Below are 16,180 nucleotides of genomic sequence, written 5' to 3' on the forward strand. Positions count from 1 at the left end.
GGTTCTCAAGAGTGCCAGCCCTATGGTGCGCCGGCGCCAGTAGAACGGTGCGACTGCCGGAACGCGCAGATCCGCTAGTGTCCTGCTTCTGAAATTCGTCATATAAGTCTAGGGTGGCGGTGTGCCTAGGACTGGTCGGCCGAAGGCCGAGTTGGTGTTGAGTGTTGATGAGCGTGCGCAGTTGGAGCGTTGGGCGCGGCGGGCGAAGTCGTCGCAGGTGCTGGCGTTGCGGTCGCGGATCGTTCTTGCCTGTGCCGAGCCGGGGTCTGTGAGCAAGCAGGTCGCGGCGAGGTTGGGGTGTTCGGAGACCACGGTCGGGAAGTGGCGGCGCCGGTTCCTGCGGGAGCGTCTGGAGGGGCTGGTCGATGAGGATCGGCCGGGCCGGCCGTCGTCGGTGAGTCTGGATCAGGTCGAGGACGTGATTGTGGCGACGCTGGAGTCGAAGCCGGCCGATGCCACGCATTGGTCGCAGTCGTCGATGGCGAAGCGGACTGGCCTGTCGCGGTCGACGATCGGGCGGATCTGGCGCGATTTCGGTCTGAAGCCGCACCGCGTCGACGGGTTCAAGGTGTCCACCGATCCTTTGTTCGTGGAGCGGGTCGTCGATGTCGTCGGGCTTTACCACAATCCGCCGGAACGGGCGGTGGTGTTGTGTGTGGACGAGAAGTCACAGATCCAGGCGCTGGATCGGTCGCAGCCGGTACTGCCGATGATGCCGGGCATGCCGCAGCGGCGCACACACGACTACCGGCGCAACGGGATCACCTCGCTGTTCGCGGCGTTCAACGTTGCCGACGGCACCGTGATCACCGAACTGCATCGCCAGCATCGCGCGACCGAGTTCAAGAAGTTCCTGGCCACGATCGACAAGACCGTGCCCGAGGGCCTGGACGTCTACATCGTGGCCGACAACTACGGCACCCACAAAACCCCGGCAATCAAAGCCTGGCTGGCCAAACACCCCCGCTTCCACATGCACTTCACCCCGACCGGCTCGTCGTGGCTCAACCAGGTCGAACGCTGGTTCGCCCACCTCACCGATCAGAAGATCCGCCGCGGAACCCACAAGAGCGTCCAGGCACTGGAAGCCGACATCCGCGCCTGGGTGAAATCCTGGAACGACGACCCGAAACCGTTCGTCTGGAAGAAGACCGCCGACGAAATCCTGGACTCCCTCAGCCGCTACCTCCAGCGCGTCACAGGACAAACCGCCGACAATCAACTTATGCAACGAACTTCAGAAGCAGGACACTAGGTTCTTCTAGAGGTCCGGATGTCGTGTCCTTGGCTGATCTGGCGGTGCCGATCGCGGACGCGCCACTGATCATTCCAGAGCCACAGCGTTTGACACCGGCTCAAGCTCGGATGTCGCCCTTCGACCACCCGACCCAGTCCGACACGTCACCTACCTCTGGCGCGTTGATGCCAGCGGTTTGACCGGAGATACCGCAAGGTCGGTAATGCAGAGACCGGCTGGGGAGCTTCCGGCGCGGCAGTGGTCGCGGGACGCCGTCTGAGGCCCAATCGAGCGCCCCAAACGAGCGCAACATGCCCTATTGGTGCCCTAGACCGTTCCACCTTCGATGCGATTTGAGGCATACATGCAGGTCAGATCTACTTTGGGGTCGTCGAGTCGCCTTGTCTTGAAAGCCGGTATGGCGGGTGACCGTCATCGTGGGTTCGAATCCCACACCCTCCGCCTTGTGATGTCTCGAGAGTTCCAGGTGGAGGGCTATTCGGCCGGCTCGAGGACGAAGAGGGGGATCTTGCGGGGGGTCATGGTCTGGTAGTCGGCGTACCCAGGGAACGCGGCGACGGCCCGCTCCCACCACACCTCGTACTCCTCGCCCTCGAGTTCGCGGGCGACGTACTCCTTGGTGACTTCGCCGTCCTGCACCGTGGCCTTCGGGTCGGCCTTGAGGTTGTAGTACCAGACCGGATTCTTTGGGCCGCCGCTGTTCGACCCGACGGCGAGGTACACGCTGTCGTGCTCGACGCGCATCAGCGGGGACTTGCGGATCTTGCCCGACTTCGCGCCGCGCGTGGTCAGCAGCACCACCTTCAGGCCGCGCACGTCGATCACGTCGGTGGTCCCGGCCTCGGTGACCTTGTCGACCTCCTCCCGGACCCACCCGGTCGGACTCGGGGCGTACTCCCCAGCGTTGGATGTCATCTCACCAATTCTAATGGTGATACGACACCAATCACCGAGCGTCTCAGCTCTCGGCGCTACTCGGTGAGGGCGTCGCCTCGGGTGGTTCTGCGGTAGAGGACGGTGCCTGCGACTCGGGTCCGGGAGACGAGTCCGCTCGCGTTCAGGACCGACAGGTGCTGGCTGATGGCTCCGGGGGTGAGTCGCAACCGGCGGGCGAGTGCGGTGGTGGTGGCGGGCTCGGCGAGTGTGGTCAGGATGCCGGCGCGGGTTCGGCCGATCAGGGCGGCCAGTGCGTCGGGCGGGGGCGGTGGGGTGGTTTCCCACAGGGTGGCGACGCCGCGGACCGGGTAGGCGATCATCGGCTGGTAGCGGGCGCCGGCGTACCCCGGCTTAAAGCGACCGGTCATCGTGCGTACCCACGTAGCCGCCACTCGATCACTCGAGCCTCCTCGCCGGCATTCCGCTGCGTGTTTTAGGTCAGGCTAAAAGTATCGCCGTCTCGCGTTGCCCCGGCCACAGTCGTCAAGTCGGATCAATGGGCTCCGACTTTCTCACGACAGGGCCAGAAGGCCCGACAAGGCGAAAGGAACCCGAGATGAGCAAGGTAGTCATGGATGTATCGATGTCCCTGGACGGATTCTCGGCCGGACCGAACATCCGGCCGGAGGAGCCGATGGGAGATGGCGGCGAACGGCTGCACGAGTGGGCTTTCTCCGGAGAGGGACCGGACGCCGAGATCGACAGCGCCATCCGCCGGGAGCTGGACGCGATGGTTGGCGCCACCATCATTGGACGGCGTACTTTCGACCTCGGTCTGGCTCCGTGGGGCGGTACGCCATGGCCCGGCGTACCGAGCTTTGTTGTCACCCACCGGACCAGGGAGGACCTCCTCGGCGACAACGGAGGGACGTTCGCCTTCGATGGGCTGGAGGCCGCGGCCCGGCGTGCCAAAGCTGCCGCGGGGGACAAGGACGTTGTGGTCCTCGGTGCGGACGTCGGCGGGCAGCTGATCACGGCCGGTCTGCTCGACGAGGTGTGGATCCATCTCGTCCCCCGGCTGATGGGGGAGGGCACGCGGCTGTTCGATGGAGTACGGGCTGAGCTGATCCCGGAGGACAAGCCCGTCGCGGGGGCCGCTACCCACCTGCGTTATCGCGTCGCCAGGAATGAAGCAGAGCGATGAATACAGCGATGTTCGGTAGCTTTCTCGTTGGCGTGCTGGTCATGCAGGTGATCCCCGGTCCCGGAATGCTCTTCCTCCTGGCCAACGGAGTCGCCGGCGGGGCGCGCGCCGGCGTGGCGGTGGCATGCGGAACGGCAGCTGGGATGCTGGTCCACACGTCTCTGACGGCGCTTGGGCTTGCTGCCCTGCTCAAAGCAGCGCCAGAAGCGTTGGCGGTGATCAAGGTGATCGGCGGGCTGTATCTGCTCTGGCTTGCTCTTCAGGCATTCCGGGCGCGCCAGCAATCCGTGGCCATCGAACCCGTTGGACATGGAAGGCGGTTCTGGAGCCTGTTCGGCCGAGGGGCGCTCAACAACCTGGCAAATCCGAAGATTGTTGTGTTCTACGTCGTCTTTCTGCCCCAGTTCGTGGATCCGGCAGTTGGTAATGTGACCCGCCAATTGTTCGTCCTGGGTGGAACGATGCTGCTCGTCGGACTCGTGGTCGACCTGCAGATCGGGCTGCTGGCCGGCCGGCTGCGCGGGGTTCTGCTCGGCAGCCGCATCTTCCGGCAGATCCTCAACAAGATCACCGGAACCATCTGCGGAGCACTCGCCGCCCGCCTCATCACCGCGCACTGAAGAGGGCTAGGCGTAGTGCGATCGGTGTGAGCTGGCTCACGCGAGTCGTGCGTTCGGGGTGCGGCCCGTGGTGGGGTCGAGGTCAGGGGTTGGCCTCGGCGAAGGGACACGGGTGTGGATGTCGACGATGCTGCGGAGCGGTTGGGGTTCACCGGGACGGCGCGGGCCTGGTTGCGTGGGTTGCCTGACAGTGACGGCGTACGGCTTCCCGATGACGCTGACCGTCTCCTTGAGTACTGCGGAGTGTCGGGCGCGGATCGGCGAGAGATGCTGGCGGCGCGGCCGGATCCGGTGAAGGACCCGGAGTGGTGGGCGGTCATGTCCGCCATGGCGGGCGGACTCGAGCGGGAGCTGGACCGGGCAATCCCCTCAACCGGGTTCCAGGGGTGGCCTACCATGCCGCGGTCGGCGTCTCCGGTCGGGCTGTTCGCCGGGGCGTGGGCGCTGCTGGCCAACTTGCCGCGGCTGCTCGAGTTGCACGCGCAGCGGGGTGTGCCGGAGTCGGTGAGTGTTGCGACTGTGTCAGCGCTCGGAGGGGTGATGGGTACGCACCGGCACATCACCGGTCGGGCGGGCGTTGGGTCGATGAGTCTATGGGGACCGCCGCTGCGGTTCCGGGGTGCGGACTATCAGATCGGCCGGCACGACTTCACTCGCGCGCACCTGGGGTTGGGCGATGGGGTCTCCGGGCATGTGCTGATGATCCACATCCCGCCGATCGGTCCGCTCGATGCGGAGGAGTCCGAGCGGTCGATCGCCGACGCGGTGGAGGCGTTCGGCCGGTGGTATCCGGAGGAGCCGTTGACTGGGTTCGTGTGCTCGTCGTGGTTGCTGGATCCACAGCTGGGCGAGTACTTGCGCCCTGACTCGAACATCCTGCGCTTCCAGCGTCGCTTCAGCGTGCTGCCGCTGGTGCCCCCTGAAGACCCGAGCGAGGGTGATCGGGAGCTGATGCGCCTCGGTCTGCAACTAGCGGTACCGGAGAGTGCGTTGGACGACGAGGATCTGGCGCGGATACCGCAGGACACGAGCTTGCAGCGCGCGTTCGTGACTCACCTGCGCTCTGGCCGGCACTGGCACACGCGCACCGGCATCCTCCGCTCGGACCTCGCGTGGAGTTGACGGAACGGGCGCTGAAGCATGTGGCAGCGCTGTCTTCGGGTGCACTCGGCGGCGGTTCCGGCTCGGGGTTGGCGTACTGCGGGAGCACGCTGACTACGGCGGTCCGCAGTACGTCGAGCTGGGTGAGCGGATCGCGGTCGGTGGGGTGCTGACGCCGCGGGTGATCGGTGAGGCGGCTGGTGAGTACGACGGACACGAGCTGAAGCGGGTCTGGCACTGCCTGGCGCGCTTCGGCCTGGCAGGCTGGACGGATGGAGCTGAGGATTCCGGTCGGTCGGGATGAGGTCTGGGCAGAGCATCTGGCGGGTGACGGGGTGCCTGTGGTGTTGCTGCACCCCGGGATCGGTGACTCGCGGGTCTGGGACCTGGTGATGCCCGGACTGACCGGCCACCGGGTGGTGCGGTACGACGTCCGCGGTTACGGCCGGTCCGCACCGCCGACGGCCGAGTTCTCGCTGCTCGGGGACTTGGTCGCCGTATTGGATCAGCTCGGGCTGGAGCGCGTGCTGCTGGTCGGGTGCTCGATGGGCGGGGGTACGGCGATCGGACTGGCGCTCAAGCAGCCCGAACGGGTCGTCGGGCTGGCGCTGCTGTGTCCGGGAGTGCCCGGGTTCCCCTGGCCCGAGGAGCCGGAGCTAGACGCCGAGGCGGACGCGCTGAGAGAGGCTCGGGATGTCGACGGGATGGTGCGGCTCGGTTTACGGCTGTGGGCTGCGGCGGGGGATGACGACGCCGCGGTCGCTCAGCTGCGGTCCGCCGTACCGGCGTGGTTCGAGCAACGGCAGTATCTGAAGGAGGATCCGCCCGTTTACGACCGCCTGCACGAGCTCCAGGTGCCGACCGCGGTCATGGTGGGCGACAAGGACCGCCCCATCCTGGCAGCCATCGCCGGCGCGACAGCCGCGCGGATCCCCGGCGCCGAGTTCATCTGGATGCCCGGCGCCGACCACCTCCCAAGCCTCCGCGACCCGGCCAAAGTGCTCGACATCATCCTGCGGCTAGCTCGTTGACGGGTAGGACAGGTGCTGGTGGATGAGTTGCCAGCCTTGGGGGGTGTGGGTGAAGACTCGGGTGGAGCGGGACTCGGTGTCGACGCCGGCGGTGGTGACGTGGTCGATGCCCCAGGCGATGGCGAGGTTGCCGGAGGCTTTCACTACCGTGTCGGGGGTGGTGAAGGTGATGGGGGCGGTGGTGGATTCCAGGCCGGACTTGCAGACCTCGCGGACTGCTGGCTTGCCAGCGTAGTTGCCGTTGACTTCGTACGAGACGACGTCCTCGGCGATCGGGTCCATCAGGGCGTCGAGGTCGCGGGTGGCGGTGTCGGTGGTCCAGTGGTCGAGGATGCTGCGGACGTCGGCAGTGGCGACGGCCGGTGGTACGTCGTCGTGCGGGAACGAGTGGTGTTCGTGGGTGACCGTCCAGCGGTCGCCGGTCTTGCGGAGACCGATGGTGAGGCGCAGGCGCAGCGAAGGATTCTCGTCCGGGGTGCCGCAGCGGAGTAGGGCGAAAGCGAAGGCGACATCCGAGCCGGCGGTCACCTCCAGCGACTCCAAGGCGAACGTCGCGCCAGAGCGTTGCCACTCGAAGAAACCCGGCCACGTCTCGCGGTAGGCGTCCAGGCCCCGCACTCCGTCGTACGGCGGGGGTACGTCGAACATCACGATGTCCGGCGCGTGGTCGGCCAGGACCGTGGCCAGGTCACCGGTGTGGACCGCGGTGACCCAGTTCTCGATCAGCGTGCGGATCTCCTGCTCGTCAGTCATCTCTCGTCCATCCATTCGCGGCTCTGTCACCCCTACAACCCGGCGCCGGACGCAAACTCATCGCGGCAGCGATGACGGCAGTCCGAACGACGGGAAGTCCGCCTCCAGGTACGACACGACCTGGGCGATCTCCGTCCCGCGGAGCACGACCACGTCGAGCCCTCCCGGGACGTAGCGCGAGCCGTCCCACAGATAGGTACCGAAGGCGAGCTGACCGTTCGCACGGGCCGGCAGGAAGCGCCACTCCGACTCCAACGGCCCATCGAGCAGGAACGACCGGATCGCGGCGCGGCCCGCGAACCACTCCGGCAGCGGCGGCATCGAGTACTTCGCGTCCTCTGCCAGCATCGCGACGATCGCGTCGACGTCACGCGCCTCCCACGCGGCCATGTACCGCCGGACCAGCTCCCGTTCACCAAATTCCCCAAGCGCGTTCAGCGTGGCCTGCTGGCTCGGCGCCGAGCTCACCACTGCCCGGGCTCGTTGCAGTGCACTGTTGACCGCGGCAACCGACGTGTCCAGGAGCTCTGCCACCTCACGGGCAGTGAAGGTCAGCACCTCGCGCAGAAGCAGCACCGCACGCTGCAACGCGGACAGGTGTTGTAGTGACGCCACAAAGGCGAGCTCCACGGACTCCAACGCCAGCACTCTGGCTTCCGGGCTCAGCGACGCAGTCCACGACAGCCGACTCATCGGGTACGGCTCCAGCCAAAGGACCTCGGCTGAGTCGTCGACGTCGACGGGCAGCTCCCGGCGGCCGCGGCGCTCGATCATGGTGAGGCAGCGGTTCGTGGCGATCTTGTAGAGCCATGGCCGGATCGAGCCGCGGTCCACGTATCCGCTGAGACCGCTCCACGCGCGGACCAGCGTCTCCTGTACGGCGTCCTCCGCATCGGCATCGGATCCGAGCATCCGGTAGCAGTGCGCGTGGAGCTCACCACGCCACGGCTCAACCAGCTGTCCGAAGGCGTGCTCGTCACCGGCGCGTGCGGCGTCCAACAGCTCTCGCATCACTTGCACGCTAACGAATGGCTGGCCCAGCGCTCCAGTGTCGCGGCGGCCCGGCCGCTGTCCACAGCCTGCCGGCACCGCTCCAGACAGTCCGCCAACTGTTCAAGCAACAGGCCGTTTTCCAACTCCAGAGTGACCAGTGCAGCCGCAGCATTCAGCAGTACGACGTCCCGCACCGGCCCGGGCTCGCCGTCGAGCAGACCGCGCAGCACGCCGGCGTTGAAGGCAGCGTCGCCACCACGCAGCTCGGCCAGTGAAGACGGCCGCAGTCCCAGTGAGCGTGGGTCGAACACGGTTTCGCGAGCGGAGCCTCCAGACACCACCCACATCCGCGAAGGCCCGGTGGTGGTCAGCTTGTCCAGGCCGTCGTCACCTCGGGCCACAAGGGCGGACTTACCTTGCTGGGCGAGCGCATGGGCGATCACGGGGAGCATTCGGGGGTTGGCAACGCCTACTAGTTGATGCTGCGGGTCGGCGGGGTTGAGCAACGGTGCCAGGACGTTGAACGCGGTGGGGACTGCCAGCTCGCGGCGTACCACCGCGACCTGGTGTATGGCCGGGTTGAAGCGTGGTGCGAATAGATAGGTCAGTCCGACCTCGGCAGCCAACCGAACGGCGTCAGACGCCGACAGGTCGAGTGAGACGCCGAGATGCTCCACCAAGTCGGCAGAGCCGCCCGCTGATGACGATGCAGCCCGACCGCCGTGTTTGATCACGGTGACGCCGGTGGATGCTGCCACCACCGCGGCCATGGTGGAGACGTTGACCGCACCGGTCCGATCACCGCCCGTCCCGACGATGTCCACGAACGGCCCGGCGATCCGCACCGGCGTCGCGTGCGAGCGTAGTACCGAGGCCAGTCCGCCGATTTCGTCGGCGGTCTCGCCCTTGGCCCGCAGAGCGATCAGGAAGCCGGAGATCTGGGCCGGTGAGGCGTCGCCGAGCACCAGTTGGTCCATGGCCCAGCCGGTGTCCGCCGCAGTCAGGTCGGAGCCGGCCAGAAGCGCGGAGATGAGTCCGGACCAGGTCCGGAGTGTTGTTGCCATCGGCAATCCTCAGGGTGCTGGGCCGCCCACGAGGAGACATCACAACGGCCGCCTCGAAGGAGACGGCCGGGTGGGTTACGCGCGGAAGCAGCCGTCTAGCCGACGGCCCACCACATACCCGCGCGCAGGAACATGGTCAGAACTGTAGTCACGCGACCAACTGCTCCGCAACGTTCCATCCGCGGATGTAGTCGACGGTGAAGGTGGGGACGAGCCGGCCGTCATCACCGACACTCCGCTCGGGGAAGTCGAACACCGCAAGCATCAACTGCACCGGGTACGACGGGGCGCCTGAGCAACTGCGGATCGGCGCGCCGTCGACGAAGTACGTCGCCTCACCCGAGGCCCACTGGACGGCGTACGTGTGGAAGTCGGCCAGGTCCAACGGCAGGCGGACCGCCTCGAAGTCCTGCGGCACGGCCGGGTCGCGGATGGTCTTCAGGCCCATCCCGACAGCCGCCGAGCCCGGGGCCACCGTGTCGCCGAACACCTCCATCACACAGATCTCGCCGCACCGCTCCGGCTGGTCCTCCAGCCCGACCATCCACAGCGACACCATCGAGCGCGGACTGATGTCGGCGCGTGCGCGCAGTTCGACGTACCCGCCGTTCGGAGTCCAGCCCCAGAACGCTTCCTGCTCCTCGCGGACGACGAGACCCTCGCGGTACGGCTGCTGACCGACGGCGCTGCCGACCGGACCGGAGTAGTTGCCGGACTGGATCCCGGACACCCGGAGATCCGGTTTGTGGTCGCCGGAGCACCAGAGTCCCTGGTCCGGTGGGATGCTGAGCGTCAAACAGGAGTCTCTCAGCCGGTACGTCGCAGCTGACGCCGTACGGGAACTCCACTGCGGCAGGTAGTACGGCGACCAGGCGGATTGGTCGAGCGAGGACGCTTCGAAGTCGTCCTCGAACACCAGGTCACCGCGGGTCGCGCTCATGACCCCATGATGGGCGATGCCGGAGGCTGTCACATCATGGTGCTCCGATCCGTCTAGGTAGTGATGGACTGCGACCAGGAGAAGGCACCCGTGGACGAGCACGATCAGCTAGCGCGCCAGTTCGAGCAGAACCGCGGGCAGTTGCGCGCGGTCGCCTACCGGATGCTCGGGTCGGTCGCCGAGGCCGAGGACGCTGTACAGGAGGCGTGGCTGCGGCTGAGCCGGTCCGACGTGAGTGACGTCGGCAATCTGTCCGGGTGGCTGACCACTGTGGTCTCGCGGGTCTGCCTGGACATGCTGCGGAGCCGCAAGTCGCGCCGGGAGGACTCACTGGACACGTTCGTCCCGGACCCGATCGTCAGTCGGGAGGTCGGGCCGGAGGACGAGGCGCTGCAGGCGGATGCGGTCGGTCTGGCGCTGCTCGTCGTGCTGGAGACGCTGTCGCCGGCGGAGCGGCTGGCGTTCGTGCTGCATGACATGTTCGGGGTGAGCTTCGACGAGATCGCGATGATCGTGGACAAGTCGCCGGCCGCGACGCGGCAGCTGGCCAGCCGGGCCAGGCGGCGGGTGCAGGGTGCGCCGGTGAGTGACGGCGACACTGGGCGGCAGCGCGCGGTCGTGGAGGCGTTCATGGCGGCGTCGCGGAGCGGTGACTTCGAGGCTCTGCTCGCGCTGCTCGATCCGGACGTCGTACTGCGGGCCGACGCCGGGGATGCGACCGAGGACTTCTCCGGTCCGGCGGTGTCGAAGCTGGTCCGCGGTGCCTTGGCGGTGGTCGAGCAGGCGCTGCTCTTCACCCGGATGGCGCCGTACACGGAGGTCGCCGTGGTCAATGGGACGCCCGGCGCGATCACCGTCGTCAACGGCCGCCTGATGGGCGTCATGGGCGTCACGGTCGTCGACGGCAAGATCACCGAGATGGACATCCTCGCCGACCTCGAGCGGCTCAAGGAGCTCCCGCTTCCGGCTTGATCAGCCCGACCACGCGTCGCGCTTGCGCCTCCGCCGTACCGGGCGGGTTCCGGTCGGCGCTGGGCCCGCCCGGACCGATCAGCGTCAGCCAGAACGCCGCCCACAGGCAGCGGGCTTCGCGGAGGCGGTCCGGATCGACGTCGAAGCGCCGTACGACGGAACTCCAGTCGGTCGCGCGTCCGGCCAGATGCTCGATGAGATTGGCGAGCTCGAGCGTGCGGTCGCCCAGTCCCGCGTCCTCGAAGTCGACGATGCGGATCCGCCTCCCGTCCCAGAGGTAGTTGGCCAGGTTGGGATCGCCATAGCCGACCACTGGATCGCGCAGCTCGAACCCGGCAAAGCTGTCCAGCCAGGCCGCCGCGGCCGTCGCGGCGCCGGCGATCACACCGGCGCCGGTGCGCAGGAGCGCGAGCGCAGTGCGCGTGCGGTCGACCAGAGCTGCTGTGTCGATCAGGGGCAGTCCGTGGGGATCGACCGACCACAGGGTGGTGAGGGCGTCGCCCAAGGCATCCAGCTGGCTGGGGGTGAGCGCCTCGGAGAGGGGTTGGCCGGGGAGGACCGACATCGAGACCCACGGACCCGGGGAAGCGGGTTGGGATCGGTCCAGCGGGACCGGTGCCAAGCTCGGCGCGTGCTGTGAGAGCAGGTTGAGGGCGGCCCATTCGCGCCCCGGCTCGTCGCGGGACCAGGAGGTGTAGTGCTTCGTGAGGACCTCGTCGGTGACCTCGACGGTGTGAGTCATCTGGAGAAGTTTGCCGGGGCGTGTCGATTGGCGCCTCTTTCCTTCGACGTATGAGCAGGAGCGAATACGTGAGGGAGTGGGTTCGGATGACGACGCAGGCGGTTGCACCGAGTGCATGTGACGTCGTGGCGGGGCTGCTGGGAGCTGGGTTCAACGGTGCCGTCCGGCTGCCCGGTGAGGCGGAGTACGACGTCCAGCGGAAGTCCGTGATCCCGACGGTGGACTCGCGGCCGCTGGTGGTCGCCGAGGCCCACAGCCGGACCGACGTGCAGGCGGCGGTGCGGACGGCACGGGAGTACGGCGTACCGATCGCGGTGCAGGCCACGGGTCACGGGACTCGCGTTCCGGCCGACGGCGGGATCCTGCTGAAGACGACGCCGATGACGTCCGTACTGGTCGACCCGGAGCGCCGGATCGCCAAGGTCGCGCCGGGCGCGCGCTGGGATGCGGTCCTGGACGCAGCCGGTCAGTTCGGCCTAGCGCCGCTGTCGGGCTCGCACCGCGACGTCGGCGTCACCGGGTACACGCTCGGCGGCGGAGTCGGCTGGCTCGCGCGCAAGTACGGGTTCGCGGCCGACAGCGTGATCCGCGCCGAGGTCGTCACCGCGGACGGGCGCCTCGTCACGACGAGCGCCGAGCACCACGCGGACCTGTTCTGGGCGATCCGCGGCGGCACCGGCAACTTCGGCATCGTGACCTCGCTCGAGTTCCGGTTGTACCCGGTCCGCCAGGTCCACGCCGGCATCCTGTACTACGGCATCGACCGAGCGGCCGCGATCCTGCGCCGCTACCGCGACTGGACCGCCACGATCCCCAACGAGCTGAGCACCGCGGTCCTCCTGACCCGGGTCCCCGGCACCGAACAGCGCGCCGTCGCGATCAAGGTTCTGTACGCCGGTGCCGCCGAACTGGCCGAGCACCTGCTGAAGCCACTGTTCGCGGTCGCCGGTCCCAGGCTGGCCGGCGAGCTGACCACGATCGAGTACGGCGAAGCCGCGATGGGCGGCACACCCGCCCGGCACCTCGACTTCCTCGACACCCTGACCGACGACGTGATCGACGTGGTCACCGGATTCGAGGACGAGGACGCGCCGACCGTCGAGATCAGGCACTGGGGTGGCGCGATGGCGCACCCGGGTCCCGGCGCAGGACCGGTCGGTCACCGCGAAGCGTCGTACTCGCTGATCGTGGACCGGGAGATGCACGGCCTGCTACCGGACTCGGGTCGCACCTTCGTGAACTTCCTCGGTGATCCCGAGCGCGCGGACACGGCGTACGCGCCGGAGGATCTGCGCCGGCTGCGCGAGGTCAAGCGCGCCTACGACCCGACGAACCTCTTCCACCTCAACGCGAACATCCGGCCGTGAAAAAGCGACCCGGTCCCCAGGAGGGCAGGGGACCGGATCGCTCAGGGCGTCTCGGGGTGCTCAGACCGTGCCTGAGTTGCCGTAGACGGTCACGTGGACGTGGTCGTAGTGGTTCGCGGTGGTGCTACCGCGGTCCTCCATCGCGCGCCAGCCTTCGCTGCTGCGCTGGACCGTCCAGATGTGCTGCTGCCAGATCAGCTGGCTGACACCGAGCTTCTTGTAGTTCGCGTGCAGCCAGTCGGCGACCTCCTGGCCTTCCGAGCCGCTGACCATGATGTCCAGCGCGTGCCCGCTCGAGTGCTCCGAACCACTGTCACCCGAGCGCAGACCGCCGTACGACGTGATGTCCGGGAACTTGGCGCAGATCGCCCGGTGGACGCGGATCGCGTCCTGGGTCAGGCCGCTCTCCACCGAGGAACCGGCTTTGCAGGCCGCCTGGGAGATCGAGCCACCGGCGGAGGCGGCGGTGGTTGCGACCGGCTTGGTGGCGGACAGGTAGACCGCCTTCACCCAGCGGGACTTGTTGTCGCTGACGACCTCGGCCCAGATGCCGTCGACCTTGCCGGTGACGGAGACCTTGGTGCCCTTCGGCAACACGTCCAGCAGCAGGCCGGTCAGCGGAAGGGACCACAGGTTCACGTCGGTGGTGGTGTACTTCGTGCCCGTTGCCTTCGGCGGCGTCGCGGTGCGGGTCGGCGTCGAGGTCGGCTTCGGGATCGGCGCCTGCTTCTTCAGATGCTTGGGCGCCGGAGTCGTCTTCGGCTTGGGAGCCGCTGTCGACGGGGTGACGTTCAACGGGGGTCGCAGCGCGTCCCGGCTGACCTGGGTGTCGCGCGACAGCTGCAGGGACGAGCTGGCGATCGACGGGTCGAAGGTGACGTGGTGGTCGGGGAGCGCGGCCGCCGAACCGGTGGCCACCAGGGCCACTGCCGCGCCGGGGATCACCACCTTTGCAATACCTGGGCGGATCACCTGCGGGCGCGATTGACGGTGCCGCGCCTGTCTATGCCGTCCTTCAGTCACTTCTGGAAACCCAATCTGCCGAGACCAAAACGTTATCGACCGGAGGAGTCAAGCACACATCGCGACGCGGGTTCGAATCGGCCCCCAGTCTTAACGCATTACGAACGTCCACCAGCCTCGGCGGAGCCGTGGTCCGGCCGCTATCCGGATGTGATCACCTCGAGATCAAACGCTTGGTCGACACAGCGCGTCCGTGATCGCGTTCGCGACCATGGAGGGGCGGATCGAGCCGCCGGAGTGCCGGGTGGGTGGCCCGGCCGGCTTCTCCGCGACCGCGCGCTGGCTGCGGACCGCGTTCGAGGGGCTGGCGTACGAGATCCACCATGTGGTTGCCGATGGCAACTTGGTGGCGGTGAACTCGACGATGAGCGGGCGGCATGTGGCGCCGTTCGCGGTCTACACCCCGGACGGCGCGGTGGACACGGTCTTCCCGCCGACCGGCAAGACCTTCGCGGTCAGGCAGTCGCACTGGTTCCGGATCCAGGACGGCAAGGTGGTCGATCACTGGGCCAACCGCGACGACCTCGGCCAGGGCAAGCAACTCGGCTGGGTCCCGCCGACACCGGCATACCTCTTCCGGATGGCCCGCGCCAAGTCCCGCACCAAGCGCGCCGCCGCCTGACCCGCCCCACCCCAGCCGACCGCCCACGCCTCCCGTCGACCGCCGGCCGATACGCCGACTTTGTGCATCAGGTCCGTACGGTGAGGGGGCGCGGCGTGCGGATCTGGTGCACAAGGTCGGGTTGTGTGATCCAGCTGGCGGCGCAGAGGGGTGACTGCCTGGTTGACTGCGGGCGTGGATGAGCTGGGGTTGCGGGTCGAGCGTGGAGTCGTGGCCCGGCTGGTGATCGATCGGGTCGCGAAGCGGAATGCGTTGACCCGCGCGATGTGGGAGGCGCTGCCCGGACTGCTCGCGGAGTTGGCCGCCGACGACCAGGTGAAGGTGCTGCTCGTCACCGGCGAAGGGCCGAGCTTCTCGGCCGGGGCGGATATCGGCGAACTGATCTCCGGTGACGATCCGGCCGATCCGATGGCGGAGTTGCGCGTGTTCAACCTGCGCGCGCAGACCGCGCTACGGGAGTTCCCGAAGCCGACGATCGCGGTGGTGCGGGGGCACTGCATCGGGGGCGGGCTCGAGATCGCGGTGAACTGCGACTTCCGGTTCGCCGCGCGGGACGCGACGTTCGGGGTGACGCCGGCGCGGATCGGGGTGGTCTATCCGCCGGCCGCGATCAAGGTGCTGCTGGACCTGGTCGGTCCCGCGACGACGAAGTACCTGCTCTTCAGTGGTGAGCTGCTGACCGCGGAACAGGCCGAGCTGAAAGGCCTGGTGGATCGTGTCGTCGACGACCCAGCGGCGGAGGCCGAGGCGTTCGCGGAGACGATGGTCTCGCGCTCGCAGCTGACGATCCGCTCGGCCAAGGAGACGGTCAACGCGCTGCTGGCCGGCGCGGACGCGGACGCCGCGGCCCGATTGCGGTATCAGGAGACGATCGCCTCCGGTGAGCTCGCAGAGGGAATCGAGGCGTTCACCCGCAAGCGCTCGCCCGACTTCCCGTGGCACTCAGGCTGAGACCAGGGTGCCGCGGAGCTCGACCCGATCGCCGACCGCGGCCGAGACCCTGGCGGCGATCGCCTGGGCGTGCGCGTCGTCGGTGACGTCGACCAGGTAGAAGCCCGCGAGCTGCTCCTTCGCCTCGCCGAACGGCCCGTCGGTGACGACTTGCGCGCCGTCGCGGATCTGCACGATCCGGCCCTCCTCGGGCGGCAGCAGGCCCTCGGAACTGACCAGCTCGCCGCTGGCCGCGAGCTCGCTCTCGAGCCGCACCAGCCGGCCGAGCGCCTGCTGGTCCTCGTCGGTCCAGGTGCGATCGATGCTCCGGAAGATCATCACGACGTACTTCATGGGCCTCACCGTAGCGACCCGGACCGACAGAACCCCGTGGGCCGGAGTGGCCCACGGGGTTCTGATGTCAGGTCGGACTAGGGGTGGATCAGTACCAGTGCCGGCGTCCGCCGACGGCACGGCCTGTCGATCCGAGCAGGAAGAGCACCGCTCCGACCACCAGCAACACGATGCCGATGGTCCACAGGATCGGAATACTCAGCAAGAATCCCAGAATCAGCAGGATCAAACCGAGGATGAGCATGGAGCCTCCTTCTAAGAGCCGCCGGGCGGTCGCTGGCAGCCACGGGACTCCGGTGCCCAGTCGCACGGCTCCGAACCTCCAACAAT

The 16,180-nt window shown here is 67.8% G+C and carries 19 protein-coding genes; 9 read left to right on the plus strand and 10 right to left on the minus strand.

Annotated features, from left to right (window positions below; all coding sequences use genetic code 11):
* Nucleotides 1-121 precede the first annotated feature (121 nt).
* The gene (locus tag OG558_RS12385) at nt 122-1,255 is read left to right on the plus strand and encodes an IS630 family transposase (RefSeq protein WP_405070346.1); all 1,134 of its coding nucleotides are present in this window, start codon (nt 122-124) and stop codon (nt 1,253-1,255) included.
* A gap of 477 nt (nt 1,256-1,732) precedes the next feature.
* Here OG558_RS12385 and OG558_RS12390 read toward each other — a convergent pair whose 3' ends face one another.
* Together OG558_RS12390 and OG558_RS12395 are read right to left on the minus strand one after the other, a co-directional pair.
* Nucleotides 1,733-2,173 (minus strand): nitroreductase family deazaflavin-dependent oxidoreductase, encoded by a 441-nt coding sequence (locus tag OG558_RS12390; RefSeq protein WP_405070347.1) that lies wholly within the window; start codon nt 2,171-2,173, stop codon nt 1,733-1,735.
* 56 nt (nt 2,174-2,229) lie between these two features.
* Complete coding sequence (locus OG558_RS12395) at nt 2,230-2,562, minus strand: ArsR/SmtB family transcription factor (RefSeq protein WP_405070348.1); 333 nt, start codon at nt 2,560-2,562, stop codon at nt 2,230-2,232.
* 188 nt (nt 2,563-2,750) lie between these two features.
* On the opposite strand from OG558_RS12395, the gene OG558_RS12400 reads away from it, so the two are divergent.
* The 4 genes from OG558_RS12400 (at nt 2,751) to OG558_RS12415 (ending at nt 6,090) form a co-directional block, all read left to right on the plus strand.
* Nucleotides 2,751-3,338, plus strand: coding sequence for a dihydrofolate reductase family protein (locus OG558_RS12400; protein ID WP_329483363.1), 588 nt, complete (start codon nt 2,751-2,753; stop codon nt 3,336-3,338).
* A complete protein-coding gene (locus tag OG558_RS12405) occupies nt 3,335-3,958 on the plus strand; it encodes a LysE family translocator (protein WP_405070350.1) in 624 nt (207 codons plus the stop codon). The genes OG558_RS12400 and OG558_RS12405 overlap by 4 nt, the downstream gene beginning before the upstream one ends.
* Before the next feature lie 114 nt (nt 3,959-4,072).
* On the plus strand, nt 4,073-5,080 hold the full coding sequence (locus tag OG558_RS12410; protein WP_405070351.1) for an acyltransferase domain-containing protein: 1,008 nt from the start codon (nt 4,073-4,075) through the stop codon (nt 5,078-5,080).
* A gap of 251 nt (nt 5,081-5,331) precedes the next feature.
* Nucleotides 5,332-6,090, plus strand: a complete 759-nt coding sequence (locus OG558_RS12415) for an alpha/beta fold hydrolase (RefSeq protein ID WP_405070352.1) — start codon at nt 5,332-5,334, stop codon at nt 6,088-6,090.
* Here OG558_RS12415 and OG558_RS12420 read toward each other — a convergent pair.
* The 4 genes from OG558_RS12420 to OG558_RS12435 all read right to left on the minus strand — a co-directional run bounded on the left by OG558_RS12420 (nt 6,079) and on the right by OG558_RS12435 (nt 9,840).
* Nucleotides 6,079-6,843: a YybH family protein gene (locus tag OG558_RS12420; RefSeq protein ID WP_405070353.1), complete on the minus strand. Its 765-nt coding sequence runs from the start codon at nt 6,841-6,843 to the stop codon at nt 6,079-6,081. The genes OG558_RS12415 and OG558_RS12420 overlap by 12 nt on opposite strands.
* Nucleotides 6,844-6,900: 57 nt before the next feature.
* Complete coding sequence (locus OG558_RS12425; protein ID WP_405070354.1) at nt 6,901-7,854, minus strand: sigma-70 family RNA polymerase sigma factor; 954 nt, start codon at nt 7,852-7,854, stop codon at nt 6,901-6,903.
* Nucleotides 7,854-8,900, minus strand: coding sequence for an anthranilate phosphoribosyltransferase (gene trpD / locus OG558_RS12430; RefSeq protein ID WP_405070355.1), 1,047 nt, complete (start codon nt 8,898-8,900; stop codon nt 7,854-7,856). The genes OG558_RS12425 and trpD overlap by 1 nt, the downstream gene beginning before the upstream one ends.
* A 148-nt stretch (nt 8,901-9,048) precedes the next feature.
* The gene (locus OG558_RS12435) at nt 9,049-9,840 is read right to left on the minus strand and encodes a glycoside hydrolase family 16 protein (protein WP_405070356.1); all 792 of its coding nucleotides are present in this window, start codon (nt 9,838-9,840) and stop codon (nt 9,049-9,051) included.
* A gap of 90 nt (nt 9,841-9,930) precedes the next feature.
* Between OG558_RS12435 and sigJ the strand changes: the two genes are divergently transcribed.
* A complete protein-coding gene (gene sigJ, locus OG558_RS12440; RefSeq protein ID WP_405070357.1) occupies nt 9,931-10,812 on the plus strand; it encodes an RNA polymerase sigma factor SigJ in 882 nt (293 codons plus the stop codon).
* On the opposite strand, the gene OG558_RS12445 is transcribed toward sigJ, so the two are convergent.
* Nucleotides 10,787-11,554 carry a phosphotransferase family protein gene (locus OG558_RS12445; RefSeq protein WP_405070358.1) on the minus strand — a complete coding sequence of 256 codons (768 nt, stop codon included), beginning with the start codon at nt 11,552-11,554 and terminating at the stop codon, nt 10,787-10,789. The two genes, sigJ and OG558_RS12445, sit on opposite strands and share 26 nt — an antisense overlap.
* 86 nt (nt 11,555-11,640) lie before the next feature.
* Between OG558_RS12445 and OG558_RS12450 the strand changes: the two genes are divergently transcribed.
* Nucleotides 11,641-12,921 (plus strand): FAD-binding oxidoreductase, encoded by a 1,281-nt coding sequence (locus OG558_RS12450; RefSeq protein ID WP_405070359.1) that lies wholly within the window; start codon nt 11,641-11,643, stop codon nt 12,919-12,921.
* Between the two features lie 60 nt (nt 12,922-12,981).
* On the opposite strand, the gene OG558_RS12455 is transcribed toward OG558_RS12450, so the two are convergent.
* On the minus strand, nt 12,982-13,869 hold the full coding sequence (locus tag OG558_RS12455) for an SH3 domain-containing protein (protein ID WP_405070360.1): 888 nt from the start codon (nt 13,867-13,869) through the stop codon (nt 12,982-12,984).
* A gap of 268 nt (nt 13,870-14,137) precedes the next feature.
* On the opposite strand from OG558_RS12455, the gene OG558_RS12460 reads away from it, so the two are divergent.
* Together OG558_RS12460 and OG558_RS12465 are read left to right on the plus strand one after the other, a co-directional pair.
* Nucleotides 14,138-14,566, plus strand: coding sequence for an ester cyclase (locus tag OG558_RS12460; RefSeq protein ID WP_405070361.1), 429 nt, complete (start codon nt 14,138-14,140; stop codon nt 14,564-14,566).
* Nucleotides 14,567-14,740: 174 nt separating this feature from the next.
* The gene (locus OG558_RS12465; RefSeq protein ID WP_405070362.1) at nt 14,741-15,517 is read left to right on the plus strand and encodes an enoyl-CoA hydratase/isomerase family protein; all 777 of its coding nucleotides are present in this window, start codon (nt 14,741-14,743) and stop codon (nt 15,515-15,517) included.
* Here OG558_RS12465 and OG558_RS12470 read toward each other — a convergent pair.
* Together OG558_RS12470 and OG558_RS12475 are read right to left on the minus strand one after the other, a co-directional pair.
* A complete protein-coding gene (locus OG558_RS12470; RefSeq protein ID WP_405070363.1) occupies nt 15,509-15,850 on the minus strand; it encodes a YciI family protein in 342 nt (113 codons plus the stop codon). The two genes, OG558_RS12465 and OG558_RS12470, sit on opposite strands and share 9 nt — an antisense overlap.
* 88 nt (nt 15,851-15,938) lie before the next feature.
* On the minus strand, nt 15,939-16,094 hold the full coding sequence (locus OG558_RS12475) for a DUF6131 family protein (protein ID WP_166679556.1): 156 nt from the start codon (nt 16,092-16,094) through the stop codon (nt 15,939-15,941).
* Between the last annotated feature and the right edge of the window lie 86 nt (nt 16,095-16,180).

It is taken from the genome of Kribbella sp. NBC_01510 (assembly GCF_045040325.1).
In the GTDB taxonomy this organism is placed as follows: Bacteria; Actinomycetota; Actinomycetes; order Propionibacteriales; family Kribbellaceae; genus Kribbella.

Bases quoted from the DNA above. Each gene is read 5' to 3' on its own strand.
- OG558_RS12390 (WP_405070347.1), bottom strand. From the start codon at position 2,173: ATGACATCCAACGCTGGGGAGTACGCCCCGAGTCCGACCGGGTGGGTC.
- OG558_RS12395 (WP_405070348.1), bottom strand. From the start codon at position 2,562: ATGACCGGTCGCTTTAAGCCGGGGTACGCCGGCGCCCGCTACCAGCCG.
- OG558_RS12400 (WP_329483363.1), top strand. From the start codon at position 2,751: ATGAGCAAGGTAGTCATGGATGTATCGATGTCCCTGGACGGATTCTCG.
- OG558_RS12405 (WP_405070350.1), top strand. From the start codon at position 3,335: ATGAATACAGCGATGTTCGGTAGCTTTCTCGTTGGCGTGCTGGTCATG.
- OG558_RS12415 (WP_405070352.1), top strand. From the start codon at position 5,332: ATGGAGCTGAGGATTCCGGTCGGTCGGGATGAGGTCTGGGCAGAGCAT.
- OG558_RS12420 (WP_405070353.1), bottom strand. From the start codon at position 6,843: ATGACTGACGAGCAGGAGATCCGCACGCTGATCGAGAACTGGGTCACC.
- OG558_RS12425 (WP_405070354.1), bottom strand. From the start codon at position 7,854: ATGCGAGAGCTGTTGGACGCCGCACGCGCCGGTGACGAGCACGCCTTC.
- trpD (WP_405070355.1), bottom strand. From the start codon at position 8,900: ATGGCAACAACACTCCGGACCTGGTCCGGACTCATCTCCGCGCTTCTG.
- OG558_RS12435 (WP_405070356.1), bottom strand. From the start codon at position 9,840: ATGAGCGCGACCCGCGGTGACCTGGTGTTCGAGGACGACTTCGAAGCG.
- OG558_RS12445 (WP_405070358.1), bottom strand. From the start codon at position 11,554: ATGACTCACACCGTCGAGGTCACCGACGAGGTCCTCACGAAGCACTAC.
- OG558_RS12450 (WP_405070359.1), top strand. From the start codon at position 11,641: ATGACGACGCAGGCGGTTGCACCGAGTGCATGTGACGTCGTGGCGGGG.
- OG558_RS12470 (WP_405070363.1), bottom strand. From the start codon at position 15,850: ATGAAGTACGTCGTGATGATCTTCCGGAGCATCGATCGCACCTGGACC.
- OG558_RS12475 (WP_166679556.1), bottom strand. From the start codon at position 16,094: ATGCTCATCCTCGGTTTGATCCTGCTGATTCTGGGATTCTTGCTGAGT.